The sequence below is a fragment of the Acidisphaera sp. S103 genome (assembly GCF_009765975.1).
In the GTDB taxonomy this organism is placed as follows: Bacteria; Pseudomonadota; Alphaproteobacteria; order Acetobacterales; family Acetobacteraceae; genus Rhodopila.
Genome location: NZ_LMUJ01000059.1, coordinates 124,384 through 138,334 on the forward strand (window position 1 = coordinate 124,384; position 13,951 = coordinate 138,334).

The 13,951-nt window shown below is 60.7% G+C and carries 11 protein-coding genes; 7 read left to right on the forward strand and 4 right to left on the reverse strand.

Features of this window, described 5'->3' with window-relative positions:
* Positions 1 to 1,289 (reverse strand): GumC family protein (locus tag GSQ89_RS18850; RefSeq protein WP_158928036.1); only part of this gene is annotated, 1,289 nt, incomplete at its 3' end.
* 142 nt (positions 1,290 to 1,431) lie between these two features.
* Between GSQ89_RS18850 and GSQ89_RS18855 the strand changes: the two genes are divergently transcribed.
* A complete protein-coding gene (locus GSQ89_RS18855) occupies positions 1,432 to 2,349 on the forward strand; it encodes a glycosyltransferase family 2 protein (protein ID WP_158928064.1) in 918 nt (305 codons plus the stop codon).
* Positions 2,350 to 2,369: 20 nt separating this feature from the next.
* On the opposite strand, the gene GSQ89_RS18860 is transcribed toward GSQ89_RS18855, so the two are convergent.
* Positions 2,370 to 3,539 (reverse strand): glycosyltransferase family 4 protein, encoded by a 1,170-nt coding sequence (locus GSQ89_RS18860; protein WP_158928038.1) that lies wholly within the window; start codon positions 3,537 to 3,539, stop codon positions 2,370 to 2,372.
* 61 nt (positions 3,540 to 3,600) lie between these two features.
* Positions 3,601 to 4,329 (reverse strand): response regulator transcription factor, encoded by a 729-nt coding sequence (locus GSQ89_RS18865; RefSeq protein WP_158928040.1) that lies wholly within the window; start codon positions 4,327 to 4,329, stop codon positions 3,601 to 3,603.
* A 2,153-nt stretch (positions 4,330 to 6,482) separates the two neighbouring features.
* Between GSQ89_RS18865 and GSQ89_RS18870 the strand changes: the two genes are divergently transcribed.
* The 5 genes from GSQ89_RS18870 (at position 6,483) to GSQ89_RS18890 (ending at position 11,044) form a co-directional block, all read left to right on the forward strand.
* A complete protein-coding gene (locus GSQ89_RS18870) occupies positions 6,483 to 7,829 on the forward strand; it encodes an exopolysaccharide biosynthesis polyprenyl glycosylphosphotransferase (RefSeq protein ID WP_158928042.1) in 1,347 nt (448 codons plus the stop codon).
* A 124-nt stretch (positions 7,830 to 7,953) separates the two neighbouring features.
* Positions 7,954 to 9,306 carry an MmgE/PrpD family protein gene (locus GSQ89_RS18875; RefSeq protein ID WP_158928044.1) on the forward strand — a complete coding sequence of 451 codons (1,353 nt, stop codon included), beginning with the start codon at positions 7,954 to 7,956 and terminating at the stop codon, positions 9,304 to 9,306.
* Positions 9,307 to 9,375: 69 nt separating this feature from the next.
* Positions 9,376 to 9,714 (forward strand): monooxygenase, encoded by a 339-nt coding sequence (locus GSQ89_RS18880; RefSeq protein ID WP_158928046.1) that lies wholly within the window; start codon positions 9,376 to 9,378, stop codon positions 9,712 to 9,714.
* Positions 9,715 to 9,813: 99 nt separating this feature from the next.
* A complete protein-coding gene (locus GSQ89_RS18885; RefSeq protein ID WP_158928048.1) occupies positions 9,814 to 10,596 on the forward strand; it encodes an SDR family oxidoreductase in 783 nt (260 codons plus the stop codon).
* 151 nt (positions 10,597 to 10,747) lie between these two features.
* On the forward strand, positions 10,748 to 11,044 hold the full coding sequence (locus GSQ89_RS18890; protein ID WP_158928050.1) for a DUF72 domain-containing protein: 297 nt from the start codon (positions 10,748 to 10,750) through the stop codon (positions 11,042 to 11,044).
* A 769-nt stretch (positions 11,045 to 11,813) separates the two neighbouring features.
* Here GSQ89_RS18890 and GSQ89_RS18895 read toward each other — a convergent pair.
* Positions 11,814 to 12,902, reverse strand: a complete 1,089-nt coding sequence (locus tag GSQ89_RS18895) for a transporter substrate-binding domain-containing protein (protein ID WP_158928052.1) — start codon at positions 12,900 to 12,902, stop codon at positions 11,814 to 11,816.
* Positions 12,903 to 13,362: 460 nt separating this feature from the next.
* Here GSQ89_RS18895 and GSQ89_RS18900 point away from each other — a divergent pair, with 460 nt between their 5' ends.
* A complete protein-coding gene (locus tag GSQ89_RS18900) occupies positions 13,363 to 13,578 on the forward strand; it encodes a hypothetical protein (RefSeq protein WP_158928054.1) in 216 nt (71 codons plus the stop codon).
* The last annotated feature ends 373 nt before the right edge of the window (positions 13,579 to 13,951 follow it).

The window sequence follows — 13,951 nt, forward strand, 5'->3', positions numbered from 1 at the left end:
CTCTCGTAGATGGTGCGCGTCGCCCGCGCCTGGGTTTCCAACGCCTGCAGCCCAACCTGCGCCGAATTTTCGCTGCTCACCGCACCGCGCAGCTGCTCCATCTGGCGCTGCAGCGCCTGTTCCTGCCCACGCGCGGTTTTGACTTCCGTGGCAAGACTGCTGGCGACGTTGGACATTTCCTGCTGGGTGCGAAATTGTAGTTTACGCAATTGCGCGTGCACCGCGGCCAGTTCCGGGTTCCCGGCACCCTGAGAGCTGGCGAGTTGCGCCTCACGTCCGGCGATGACGGCGGTTTGCGCAAGAAGCTGCCCGATTATGGGTGAAACAAGCACCTCAGGCAGCGTGCTGGCTTGCGTCTCGCCACGCATCGCGGCCTCGGCCTGCGCAAGCTGTGCTTCCTTGCGGGCCCGCTCGCGGGATACGTCCACGAGTTCGCGGCTGATCGTATCGAGCTGCTGGCGGTTGATTGTCTGCGTCCGGGCCGCACTGCCAGGGTCGTCGGTCGGCGGTTCCTCGTCCAGCCGGTGCTGCTGACGGTACTGCTCCACCGCCGTGTTCGCGGCCCGCAACTGTCCGGCGAGCGTGCCTATCTGCTCCTGAAACCAGTCATGGGCTTTTTGCATCGCGGCGAATTTTTCCTGCCGCTTAAAGTCGAGGTAATGCTTCGCGATTTCGTTGGCGATCCGCGCACTGAGTCCTGGATCCTGCGTCGTGACCATCACGTTCAGCACGCTGGATCGTATTTCATTGGCAAATCCGATCTTCGCAGCAAGCACCGCGGTCGCGATTTCGACGAGTGCCTGCTGCGTCGGAGGCACCACCTCTGGGGTAGGTATCAAGCCGCACCTCTGCAGCAGCGCCCTCGCCTGGAAAATCAGCCCCCCGCCTTTCGGCTCGAATTCCGCGACGTCGGTCAGATGCTGCCCCTCGACAACACCACGGACCAGCGCGGGCGAACGGAGTATGTCGATCTGGGTACGCACCAGACCGCTGACATCGCCGGTATCTGGCGAGATAGCCTGCAGGTCGCTCACCTGCGTGCGTTGTGGTTCAATAAGGATTGCCGCTTCGGCTGTGTACAGCTTCGGCATGTGCTTGACGAAGGCGATTGTGCCACCGATGCCCAGTACGAAGGTCAGCAGAACGATCCGGAAATGGCGCCTCAGGATCGATTTTAGGCGCCCCAGCGGGACAGCAAGCGGCTCAAGCCGTCCGGTAGGATCGTCCATGGGTGCAAATCTGATCGGGCTGGCTGATTCATCTTGTTTTTCAGGCACATCACGCTGCATGCTGCTAACCTCACCCTAACGGCTGATGGCGACAAAGATTTCGAACCATAGGGTCGATTGCTCCCGGCGAAGTCCTGCCACAACGTTTACTCAGAAGGCGGGCTGTGTAGCTCGCCGCGGCGACAGGCTTGACGAGGACAGTATGCGCACTCTCAACCAGGGAAAGGACAGCGTGCGTCTCAACATCGCGGTCGGTATCCCGACGATTGGACGAGCTTCCATCCTGCGCGAGACGCTGATCGAGCTTGCGCGCCAGAACCGCCGCGCTGACAGCGTGATCGTGTGTGGCGCCAAACCCGCCGATGTCGATGGGGCGGCGGAAGCCTATCCGGGCACGATGTTGCTGCTCTCCGAACCAGGGTTGCCGCGTCAACGCAATGCCGTTACCGAGGCGGCCGTAGAAGCCGACATCGTCATATTCTTCGACGACGATTTCCTTCCGGATCCCGATTACCTGGCTGCCGTCGAGCATTACATGACGCGCGATCCGCAAATCGTCGTCGCCACCGGCCTGGTACTCGCCGACGGTATCGGCGGCCCGGGTCTTGCTCCCGACGAAGGCCGATCCGTCCTGGCGTGTTACGCAGCCCCGGCCGGCCGGCGATCGCCTGACGTACGACCCGCATTTTCCGGTTACGGATGCAACATGGCTGTCCGCCTTGCACCGATGCGTTCGCACGGAATTCGCTTCGACGAACGGCTGCCACTCTACGGCTGGCAGGAAGACGTCGATCTCTCCCGCCGTCTGGCGGAGTTCGGTCAAGTGGTGCAGATCGACGCCGCATGCGGGGTCCATCTCGGCGTCAAGTCTGGCCGTGGCTCCGGTGTGCGGCTCGGTTATTCGCAGGTCGCCAATCCGCTTTATATCTCCGGCAAGCGACGCGGCTATCCCTTGCGGCGGGCCATCACCCATATCGCCTGCAATATGGCAATGAACACCGTGCGCGCGATGTGGCCCGAACCCTATGTTGACCGGCGCGGACGGCTGCACGGAAACCTGCTCGCGCTGTTTGATCTGACCGTCGGCCGGATGACACCGGAGCGCATCCTCGACCTTTAGACCGGGCGGGCATGCGTTGCTCATGCGAACGCACCGATCGACGCTGATTGGGCAGCACTTGGCGGGTCGAAGGGGAAGGATGGTGCGGTCTTGCCGATCCGGCAATGCGCCGCCTCGGCAAAACGGGCGTAGTAATCGGGCTGCTCGGCCAGACGACGAAGCATGGCGGCGGCTTCGTCGAGATCGGGCTCTGCCCAGATACTCCCTTTATAGATTGCGGATGTATCGTTGACCGGGACCAGCGTGTACGGAACGAGATGACTGTCAGCCGCGGACATGAACGTAAGATTGCCTGACCAGCCCGTGGCGACGACTGGCACGCCATGCGCCATCGCCTCCATCATTGGCAATCCAAAGCCCTCTGCACGATGTAGCGATAACAGGACGTCCGTGTTTTCGTAGAGCGCCGAGATTTCCGTAGTATCGAGATAGCCTTTAACAACTCTGACATTCGTGCCGGCCAGCAGATCGCCGAAGGAAGCTTCGAGCGACCTTATGTCCTCATCCCGGCCGGAGAGCTTCAGCACGAGGCGTACCGCCCGAGAGGAGCCGAATGCGGCGCGGAAGGCCCGCAGCGCGCCCTCGGGATTTTTACGCGATAGGCTCGAACGGCTGTCAGCCATGGCGAGCACCGTGAACGGTTCGTAGAACCGCCGCCGCCGCGGTACCGGGCGGACAGGGACGTAGTGCGGCACAACATGGATCGGCTTCGCGGATAATCGAGCGAGGCTCGCCCGTGAGAATGCGCTCGGCGTCCATATTTCGTTAACGTTCCGGTCGCAATCCATCCAGTCCGGCGGCGGATCCGGCAGTTCCCACGCCCAGTAAGCGATACGATGTGCCTTAGCCACATGCGGCAGGACGCTGCCGATCAGGCTCGCGGTTTGGGGCCCGCCGGCATGGAACACATATGCCGAACCTGGGCGATGCGGCATCCGGAACAGCGGATTGCGCACCGATGGTGTCACGTCCAGCAGTTCGGCATCAATACCTAGTTGACGCAGGGTATTCCATTGCAGCCGCGCGCCGCTGGCGATACCGTTGTTACGCCCCAGCGCGGCAACTACGATCACCCGGTGGAAGTCACGTTTGCCCGAGTGACCACGCAGAAAGCGATGGGTCAACATTTCAGTGCCAGCCAGGTAACTGCTCGTCAAAGACCGCTTCAGACTGGCATGGAATGCCGCCATCTGCTTTCCCCATCACAATATACAGTAGACTGAAGAAGATCTCAGACAAAATGGCAGATAATTAGTCCGATGATCTAGTACCGTCGAAGTCTTGCAGGAGCCTTTGTGCCTTGTAGGCGACCTGAGTTCGGTTGGTGGCGCCCATTTTACGCATAATGTTTCGGACGTGGACCTTCACTGTACTCTCGCTCATGCCAAGCTCGTAGGCGATGATCTTGTTTGCTTTGCCTTGCTGCAAGTGGCTGAGAACCGCCACCTGCCGCGATGTCAACCGGTTCTGCCGCCCCGGCGAGCGGTCCGGCCGCGTGGTCAGCAGTAGGTCAACCGGCGCGAAAGTGCCTCCAGCCTTGACGAAGTGAATTGCCGCCATGGTGATCGCCAGGCTCGCCGTTTGCGTCGGGACAAAGCCACGCGCACCACTCTTCAAGGCTGCACGCATAAACTTCGACTGCTGTATAAGATCCGCGTCGGAGAAGATGATGACAGGGATGGTCGGAAACGCCTGGCAGATCGCGGTATTGGCCTGCATGATCGCCATTTCGGAGATTTCGGTCCCATGGGGATGGTAAATGATGAGATCGAGATCGTTCCGAGCCTCGGCGATGCAGTCCTTTACGGTCAAGAAGCTGAATATCGATATCCCTGGATGCATGTCATCCAATACTTTCGTCAGGCATTCCTGGGTGAGGCGGTAGTAATCGATCAAAGCAATGTTAAGCGTACTGAGAGCCCCGTCTGCCAGTCTGGCCGGCTGCGTGCCGAAGCCGATCTCTGGGTCTGTTCCGGTCACGGTGCTCTCATCCTCCACCGGACCTTTGGACCAAGTCAGTACCGACGTCGGGACGACTGGATGTACATTATGCCCATTTATCACTGAAGGTCCCCCTTTGTGGTGGATCGGTAATCAAGATAATCATCACAATAGGACAACCTTGTCAAAATTTATCTATTCATTGCAGTCTACCTCAAATAGCACCCCCCTCCAAAAATTTGCCCAAAAGAGGTAACCCTATTGCGCGAAAGATTCGAAGTCAGCAACTTAAGGTTGTATATACACACGTCTAATTTGAATGAGAATCGGCCGTAACTATCGGTCTGTAGACATTTTTTTGCGTTTTCAGGCCTGCCAATAGAAAGATATCGCCTCCTTCACGCTCTTCCAGGGACGGGTTGATTATAATCACTTATAAGGTGCCATCATCTCTTTGACCAATAAATGGTATCGATAGCCTGATCTATCACTAATGCGTTAGTGCGTTTTAGAGAGATTTCGCTACGTATTTCGCCTTGTCGGGTGTAATGTCCAGGGACCCGAAGGGTACGAAGGTGAAATCTGAACGGTCGTAGTATACGAACCGTGCTAGGACTTGGCACGCTGTTGTCACTTCAGCACGGCAGAGCAACTATCCTGAGATTCATCCATATTTCAGGATGCGTCCGCATGATGTGCGTTGGCGCAGTCGTCTTTTGCGATACGCCTGAGGATCGGTGGACATGTCGACTTTGGATCATTCGTATGGACTGATGTCAGAATTGGCATCTTTTCGCAATTTCCAGCAAGTCAGGCACAGGTACAGACTGCGTAATCGTTGTCAATGGAATTTGCATCGATCTGATTTTAGACAAAATTGTCATACTTCAATGGTATCTGGTTCAAGCAGGCTTATCACACGTACTTGGGTCATATTAGTTCCGAGGACCTGTCAACCAGCAACACACCCCATGTTACCCGACAATCGAGCTACCCCGCCTGTGTCAATGCGCTTCCGCCGACCCGCCAAACCGAGACGGTCGATGCGAAGGGATAAGAAAATGCAGCCGCTCGACCCATTCCTTCACGGTCGTTCGACCGGGCTGTGACGGGTCGTGAATAAACCGGTGGATACAACGACGGACGAGCTGGTTCTAAACGAAGGGTGTGACCCAGGACTTCTGATCTCAGCCACCTGAACCATGCTGGGGACGGTGCGCTGACCCATGTGCCATGGACGAAAGTGCGGAGCTTGACGGCTCGGGCCGCGGCGTTGAAAGCCAGGCTTGGTGATCCGCCAAAAACGCCGGACAATTTCGGGGTGCCACCTTCGCAAGGGTAGAAGTGAAACCAGCCGGGGAGGATGACCCGGACCCAGACGACATATGGACAGTTTGGGCTACCAAGGCGGCGGCCATCCGTTGGGCCGCGGACATCGCCAAGCCATGCCACGTGATATTATTGGTCAAGCCCCCCGTTCAGAGTGATGATCGTGGCCGCCACCATATACCCACGGCTCATGCACGCGATCAGCGACCGCCGTCTGGCCCCGTTGCTCCCGCATCGCCGCACGCTCGGATCAACGAGACGCGCTGGATGCGATGTCGCAGCACGCTACACCCCTGTTTCGACGCCAAGGTCGCGGCAAGCTTCGCCAGGCTGTGCCGCTCGCAGATCGTTTGCTCCGACAGGACCACATGGTTGGCGTGGCGGGCCCGCCGCTTCGATATGGTGCCAAGCGTGCAGCCCCCCGCGCTATCACGCACCAACCCGCGCCTACCGCCACCAATCACATGATCCGGGTTTGGTCGCGCGCGCGGGTCGTGATCCTGTCGGATCCGGCCTGAGCCTCGAGTTCAATGCGTTCTTCGATGGTCGGCGCGATCGGCGTCACCCGCGGAACCGCCCTCATCTCTTTTACAAGTCATACCTCGCGCTTCAGCGATAGTGGGTACTAGAAGACTACCTCTCATGCGCAAGGACGGCCGCGATTGCTCGAAGGGGTACACCTGAAGAGCCAGCATCGCTCAGCGTCTCGACGCGGATAGCATCCTCTTGGTTTCGGCTGAACAACCACCCAGGAGGAACAGTTGGCATCGTTGACAGGTTATCGGGTGGCGAACCGTATGTTGCTCACGGATGCCGATTTACGCGCAACGGATGGGCCTCGCTATCGACCGGTTGTCTGCACGGTGGCATTGTTCGCGGCAGATTGCCTAGCCATCGCAACGGCGGTCGGCTGCACGGCACTCATCACGCGCCAATTCGGTTTGCTTGGAAGCAGGGGCAATCCGCTGATACCGCCCGATCTCGCCGTGATGTTTGGGGCAATCGTCTTTTATCTGGCCATCCACGGACGATACGGAGAAAGAATCACCTTTTGGCACGAACTACGCCTGCTTGTTTGCGGAAGCTTCTGCGCGATCGTGATGGCGGCTGCCCTCGGCATGCTGGCCGGCGACGTCACGTCACGCGTGCCAGCATTCGCCGGCGTGGTGATTTTTGCCGCCACGGCCACGGCCTTCAACCGGTTTGCCAAGTACCTTCTCAATTATGCTGGCATCTGGGGATGTCCGATCGTTGTCGTCGGCGACGGCCCAAGCGCAGCGGAGGCAGAAGCGGCCTTAACGTCGGACCGCTTACTCGGTTACCGTTTCGTTGGCCGGGTCGACCCCGACGTCTTGCTTTCGGCGCCAAGCACGTTGCGCTTGCGGCCTGTGCTCAACCGATATGGCGCAAACCGCCTGCTTATCGCGCTTGATGTCGATGGCGATAAGCAGCGTCGTTTGATCGAGTGCGCGCTACGCGAAGGGGTCCCCTTTGCCATGGTGCCGCAACCTCACGCCTTTCCTGCCTTCGCCTTCGAGGCGACCCGCGCCTTCGGCCAAAATCCAATGCTGCTGTCGTACCGGAACGGGCTGTCCCGACCGGTGTCGCGGATGGTCAAGGCCGCGATCGACATCACCCTGGCTGCACTGCTGTTGGTCCTTTCCAGCTTTCTGTTCCTGATCCTGGCAGTCGCCAGCCGCCTGGATGGCGGCCCGATGCTGTACGCGCATCGCCGTGTGGGGGCAGGCGGACGCCCATTCTACTGCCTCAAGTTTCGGACGATGGTGGTCGACGCCGACCGTGTGCTCAAGGAGGCCCTGGCCAGGGATCCCGCCCTCGCCGCGGAGTGGGAGGCCACCCGCAAGCTGGTTGACGACCCGCGCGTCACCCGCCTCGGCCGTATCTTGCGCAAGACCAGCCTGGACGAACTGCCACAGTTGATCAACGTGCTGCGGCTGGAAATGAGTTTGGTCGGACCGCGACCCATCGTGGAAAGCGAGGTTCCTTTGTACGGGGAAGCCATTGCGCAGTACTATGCAACGCGTCCTGGTCTGACCGGCCTGTGGCAGGTCAGCGGCCGCAGCAACACGTCCTACGCCAGGCGCGTACAGCTTGACGTGTGGTATGTGAACAACTGGACGGTCTGGAATGACATAGCGGTTCTGTTCAAAACAATCCCCGCCGTGCTCCGCCGTCAGGGTGCCCACTGATCGTCTGTCGCGCATAAGGCCGGCGGACACGTAGGAGCAGGTCGGGTTCCGGCGAATGTACCGGCCTTGATGGAGATGCCAGCTCTTTTTAAGAAGGGGAAGCATACTCCGGAGCAGACACAGCATGCCCCTCGATCCCGCGGCCGCCCTCGCCGCCCATGTCGCGAACGCAAGGTTCGCCGACCTGCCGGCCACGACGCTTGAAGCGACCAAACAAGACTTCCACGACACGCTGGGCTGCGCACTCGGCGGCAGCGGTGCGCCCGGCATCGCGGAATTGCTGAAGCTCTACCGAAGCTGGGGCGGGGCGGGCGAAGCCGGCCTGATGCTGGTTGGCGGCCGCCTGCCCGCACCGCAGGCGGCGTTCATTCATGGCGCCATGGCACACGCCCTCGATTACGACGACACCTACGACAAGGGCGGTTCAATCCATCCTGGCGCGTCGGTGCTGGGCGCGGCTCTGGCGATGGCCGATTACCTTGGCGGCGTTTCCGGCCAGGACCTGATCCTCGCCGCGGCCCTCGGCCTCGACGTTTCCTGCCGCATCGCCCGAGCGGCGACGGTGGATCGGGGCTGGCACCGGACGTCGGCCATCGGCGTGTTCGGCGCCGCCATGGTCGCCGGCAAACTTCTGGGCCTTTCCGCCGAACACCTGCATCAGGCGCTGGGCATAGCGCTTAGCTCCGCCGCCGGCAGCCGACAGTGCATCCTGGACGGCGCGCTCACCAAACGGTTCCAGGCGGGCCAGGCAGCCAGTGCCGGCATCGTCGCCGCGCTGCTGGCCGCCGACGGCTTCACCGGCGCGCGGGAGGTCTTCGCCGGCCGCTTCGGCTTCTACGAACTCTACCAGCCGGGCGGCTTTGATCTGTCCCTGCTGACCAAGGATTTGGGCCGGAAATGGTTCGGTGAGGAGGTCAGCTTCAAACCGTACCCATGCGGACGGCCGTTGCATGCCGCGATCGACGCCGCCATCGAGGTGCACGAGACCCTGGGACTGACACCCGATACGCCGATCGCCGATGTCACGGTTTCCGCTCCGTCGAACATCATCAGCGGCTATTTCGAGGGCGCACCGCAGAAGCGTCGCCCGACCCAAATCGTGGAAGCCCAGTTCGCCTTCCCCTTCCTCGTCGCCACCGGCCTGCTGAAAGGCCGCGTCGGTATCGATGAGGTCGCGCATTTCGATGACCCGCGCATCCTTGCCGTGTCCGACCGCGTCGCCGGCGTGCCCGCCGAGGGGGCGGTCGCCGTCACCGTCAACCTGGCGGATGGCCGCACCGCGCGCCATGCCGTCACCGTCGCCCGCGGCGCGCCGGAAAACCCGCTGACAGCCGGCCAGCGCGCCGCCAAGTTCCGCGACTGTGCCGTCCACGCGATGCGTCCTATCCCGGATGCAACCTTGGAAAAGCTGCTCTACACGCTTGGCAGCCTGGAAGGCGAACCCGATGCCCGGGTCATCCTGCGGCACCTGGAGTAGGCCCGGCCGTCGCTTTGCCTGTGGCCGGGTCTTGGAATAGCGTTAGCGTTTCGATGGGAGGAGCCACACATGGGTAATTGCATCGTTGTCGTCCAGTTCGACCTGCCAATGCGCACGGAGGAGCAGGCGATCAAGGGCGGCACATCGACCGCGCCGATCTACCGCGATCTCGGTAAGCACGGATTGATCCGCAAGGACTACCTGAATGGTGAGGCGGGCACCGGCGGCGTCTATCTCTGGGACAGCAGGGCATCGGCGGAAGCCTGGTTTACCGAGGAACGTGTGGCGGAACTGACGAAGCGCTTCGGTGCCAGGCCTCGGCTTACCTGGTACGATACGCACGTGACCGTTGATAATCTGAAAGGTGAGACGCGGGTCAACGGCTCCTCGGTCGAGGTCATGGCCTGACGCTGCGTTCGGGATCGGCGAGGGCGCGGACGGTTCGGTTGATTGCCAGCCCGCGCCGGCACTGCGATGCTGAATCGGTCGAAACGAGGGGAAACCGGCATGCATCCAAGGGGCAAGGTCTGCGTGGTGACGGGCGCGGCGAGTGGAATCGGCGAAGCGGTCGCGCGCGCCTATGCGGAGGCTGGTGCCCGGGGCGTGGTGGTGGCGGACCTCAATGCTGAGAAGCTCGCGAAGGTCGCCGGCGAAATAGACGGGCTCGCCGTTCCCACCGATGTGTCCCGGGAAGCCGATATCAAGGCGCTGATCGCCGCGGCCGAGTTCAAATATGGGCCGGTTGACGTCTTTTACTCGAACGCCGGCATCTCTCGTCCCGGGATGGAGGATGTGCCCGACGCAGACTGGGACCTCAACTGGCGGGTGCACGTTCTCAGCCACGTATTCGCGGCGCGCGCACTGGTGCCCGGCATGCTGGAACGCGGTTCGGGCTATCTGCTGAACACCGCATCGGCCGCGGGCCTGCTGACGTCGATGAATTCCATGGCCTATGGCGTGACCAAGAGCGCGGCCGTCTCACTCGCCGAACATCTGGCGATCCAATATGGCGATCGAGGCATCGCCGTCTCGGTCCTGTGCCCGCAATCCGTCCTGACGGGCATGACAAGCGGGCGGCCGGGCGCGGCAAGCGTCGATGGCGTCATGACGGCGGCGGAGGTGGCCCGTATCGTGATCGATGCGATGGAGGCTGAGCGGTTTATGATCCTGTCGCATCCGACCGTACACGAATACGAGCAGCGCAAGGCACGCGATCGCAATCGATGGCTCACCGGCATGCGCCGGCTGCGTAACAAGATATACGCCGCGCCGGCGGCCGGGGTGATCTAGCAGGCTGCTCGCCTGAACAAGGCTCTCTCCTGCCCGCTTATCGACCGTCTCCGATTCTAGCCTGTTCCAGCGTTGCTTTCCGCTCGATACGAACATCGTCATGGAACGAAGATACTTCGTGCGCGTTTTCCGGCATGATCGGAGTATGCCAATGATCTCATCGCCGTCCGAGATCCACATCGGTTGCTCGGGCTGGAATTATCGCCATTGGCGGGGTGCCTTCTATCCTGGTCGGCTGCCGGTCAAAGATTGGTTCGCCTTCTATGCCGAACAGTTCGATACGGTCGAGATCAACAACAGCTTCTACCGCCTGCCCAAGGCCGAAACCTTCGATGCCTGGCGTGATCAGGCACCTCCGGATTTTCATTACGCCGTGAAAGACAACCGCTTTATCACCCAAGCGAAGAAGCTGAAGGCGATGATGCGACAAGCACGTTCGCGCCGTTAGTCCAACAGACGCCGGCAAGCTCGAAGACAAGATGCCTATTGTTGATGAGGTTCACTCCCGAATCTGGAATCAACACCTCCCATCTACTTCCTTTGCCTCACATGCGTATTGGGCGATTGGGGCTGAGACTTTGATCAAAGCCGACATTAACCTGGATGGGCTAACGTGGACCAAACCTCAACGACTTGAAGGCAGCGTGACGCCTCATTCTCACTCGATTGTCCAAATAGAATCTAACTATATGATTTAATGATAGAATTATTCTATCGCAACGCAAATCACCGACCGTGATCATGTCAGAATACCAGCTTCTGATTTTGCTTTGAAATTCGGACGAAAATTTTCTTCAAGGTTTTAGGGACCATCGGGATGCCAAAGGACGATCGTGTCAGTCGATCCGCACCTTCACAACAACTTACTCTCAACAAACGACCGTCAGAGCAGACTCAACAGTGATAATGATCCTTACGGCTCAGGCGAGCGCTTCTAAGTGCGCGCCGCCGGCGTCGAGCTGGGGCGGCCGATGCTTTAGCATTACCGTTGCGCTTCCCTCTTATTACACTCCGACCGAAATTTCGAATCGATGTGGCACCGTGATTCGAAGGTCATGGTGTGGCCCGGCGTCAGTTGAATCGTCATGGCCTGGAATTCGCAGGCCCAAGACGGGCGCGTGCATCGATCGAAGACACGCTCGCGCTGCTTGCGTCATCGCTGCGGGACGTGAAGGAACGGATCCGGCCGCGGTTCGCCCAGCATGTCGCGACTGCACTCACTGGGTGAAGTAGGACGCCTCCCGCTTCGACCAATCCGCGCCGCTGCTGGTTCGCACCAGCGATTCATCGAGCGGCACCAGCAGCGGAGAGCCCGGGGGCACGGCAAACCCCATGAGCGACGACGCGAGCAGCCCGGTGCGAACCTCGACGGTCGCGTGGTACTCGCCCGCCACCGCCCACTCGAGCGTACCGACGCTGTTGATCACCGCGTCGGCACGATGCGTCGCCAGTGCTGCCAGCGCTGCGTCGAGGTTCGGGTAAGAGTGGAACGCCACCCCCGACCCGCTCAGGAACTCCGCCCCCGAGGAGTTCGCCGCCGCCGCAAGCCGCAGGCCCGCAAGGTCATGCAGCGTCACGGGCCGCGCGTCGTCGATCTGATCGGCGGTCAGTTGTGCGACGAGGCTGGTGGAGAGCAGCGAGATGAGCACCAGACTGGCCATCATCCACGCCACCGCGACTGCCCGGCCGGAATGGGTGCGCGGCGTCTTATCGCCGTAGCCGACCGTCGTCATGGTGACGACCGCCCAATACAGTCCTTCGGACACGGTGCCGATCGAGGTCTCGCTCGCTTGCACCTTGTGCTTGCGGCGCTCGAACAGCCAGATCAGCACGCCGGTCACAAACAGCAGCGCAAGCATCAGCGCGATGAGCACACCCAAATGGCTGACAACGGCGCCATACCGGGCCACAATCGCCGCCAGGCCGCTTCGCCGTGCCATTGCAACCGCGACGCCCGAACGGTGCGATGGATAGCTGAATCCGACTTGCGCGAGACGATCCGGCGTGATGGTGATGGCGCCGATCGCAACGTCGAACCGCCTCGCTGCGATGCCGTCGATCACGTCCTCCATCGAGGCGACCAAGGTCAGGTCGTAGTTCCAATGCCGGTCTTCCGCGACCTGACGCCAGAGATCGACGCTCGCGCCCCAGAACAATCCGTTCGCATCGCGTGCCGCATAGGGTGCGGCATCGTAAACGGCGACATGCAGCGTCCGGCCGCCATCAGGTTCGGCGGCTGACGCGATCGGCGCGGCGATGGCCAGAGCGGCCAATCCAATCACGGCGTAACCGGAGGCCCATTGCATTTACAGAACTTACCATCGCGCCGCGGCAAGCAAACAGAGACGTTTCGAAGACAATCCGGGAAGCCGCTCCACTTCGGCTCCCCATACCGGGCTTATACAACCGCCGTTGATTCGCTATGGCTCGGCGATAGTCCGGGCCATCTGATCCAGCACCTTACAGTGGCAGACGGCCCTGACTGTCGCTGGGCCATGACGAGGTTGACGCGTCAACATCAACAGCCGTCGGCATCAGACCCGCAACCACAGAGAGAGTGCCTCCTAAAACGGCAAGCAACTCATTGCACTCGCGACGTGTTGCGTACTCATAAGGAACCCTCGCTAGCCGCGGTACCTACCTCCAATCCCTTGTCATCATAGCTTCCCCACATTGTCTCGTTCGACCGCTAGCGCCCGTCCGCGCTGCCGACCACCTATGGACCGTGCCGGAACCTTCATCGGCACATCGAACGGGAGATGGAAAATGGATAATCATCAGGGTGCGACGCATCATAAAAAGGCTGCCGAGCATCATGAAATGGCGGCCAAGCACCATGCCCAGGCTGCTCATCATCATGAGAGCGGCGAACACGAAGCCGCTGGCCACCACGCCCATGCTGCCGCAGGCCATGCCGCTCATGCCAAAGACCACGCTGAGCACGCGGCAAAACATCATGCGGAGACGCATGCCAAGGGTTGAACCTTCGACCTTCGTCCTGGCGTTTGGCGCGAGCGGGATGGAATTCGATCACGCTCGCTCGGACGGCGCGCACGGCTCAGCCTGTCAGCAGAGCCACAAGAAAACCTGAACATGCCAAACGCCCGGTTTCAGCGTTCTGATCCGGGCGTTGACGCACGCAACGTCACCAGCGGCCACGTTAGCTTCCGAGCGTTTGTCCGGGATCATCTCCGTCGCTGACCGATGGCCAACTCAGCGACGTCACGATCCGATCCTAATCAACCGCTCGGCATGAAGTGCCAGGGGAATCGGGTGAAGTCGTTTACCGCGCGATGAGGCCTGCGAGGAAGTCGTCGTCCCAAGCGGCGACCTTGCGGCGCAGGCGGAGTGAGTC

Coding starts and splice junctions, on each gene's coding strand:
- GSQ89_RS18855 (WP_158928064.1), top strand. CDS start 1,432: ATGCGCACTCTCAACCAGGGAAAGGACAGCGTGCGTCTCAACATCGCG.
- GSQ89_RS18860 (WP_158928038.1), bottom strand. CDS start 3,539: ATGGCGGCATTCCATGCCAGTCTGAAGCGGTCTTTGACGAGCAGTTAC.
- GSQ89_RS18875 (WP_158928044.1), top strand. CDS start 7,954: ATGCCCCTCGATCCCGCGGCCGCCCTCGCCGCCCATGTCGCGAACGCA.
- GSQ89_RS18880 (WP_158928046.1), top strand. CDS start 9,376: ATGGGTAATTGCATCGTTGTCGTCCAGTTCGACCTGCCAATGCGCACG.
- GSQ89_RS18885 (WP_158928048.1), top strand. CDS start 9,814: ATGCATCCAAGGGGCAAGGTCTGCGTGGTGACGGGCGCGGCGAGTGGA.
- GSQ89_RS18890 (WP_158928050.1), top strand. CDS start 10,748: ATGATCTCATCGCCGTCCGAGATCCACATCGGTTGCTCGGGCTGGAAT.
- GSQ89_RS18895 (WP_158928052.1), bottom strand. CDS start 12,902: ATGCAATGGGCCTCCGGTTACGCCGTGATTGGATTGGCCGCTCTGGCC.
- GSQ89_RS18900 (WP_158928054.1), top strand. CDS start 13,363: ATGGATAATCATCAGGGTGCGACGCATCATAAAAAGGCTGCCGAGCAT.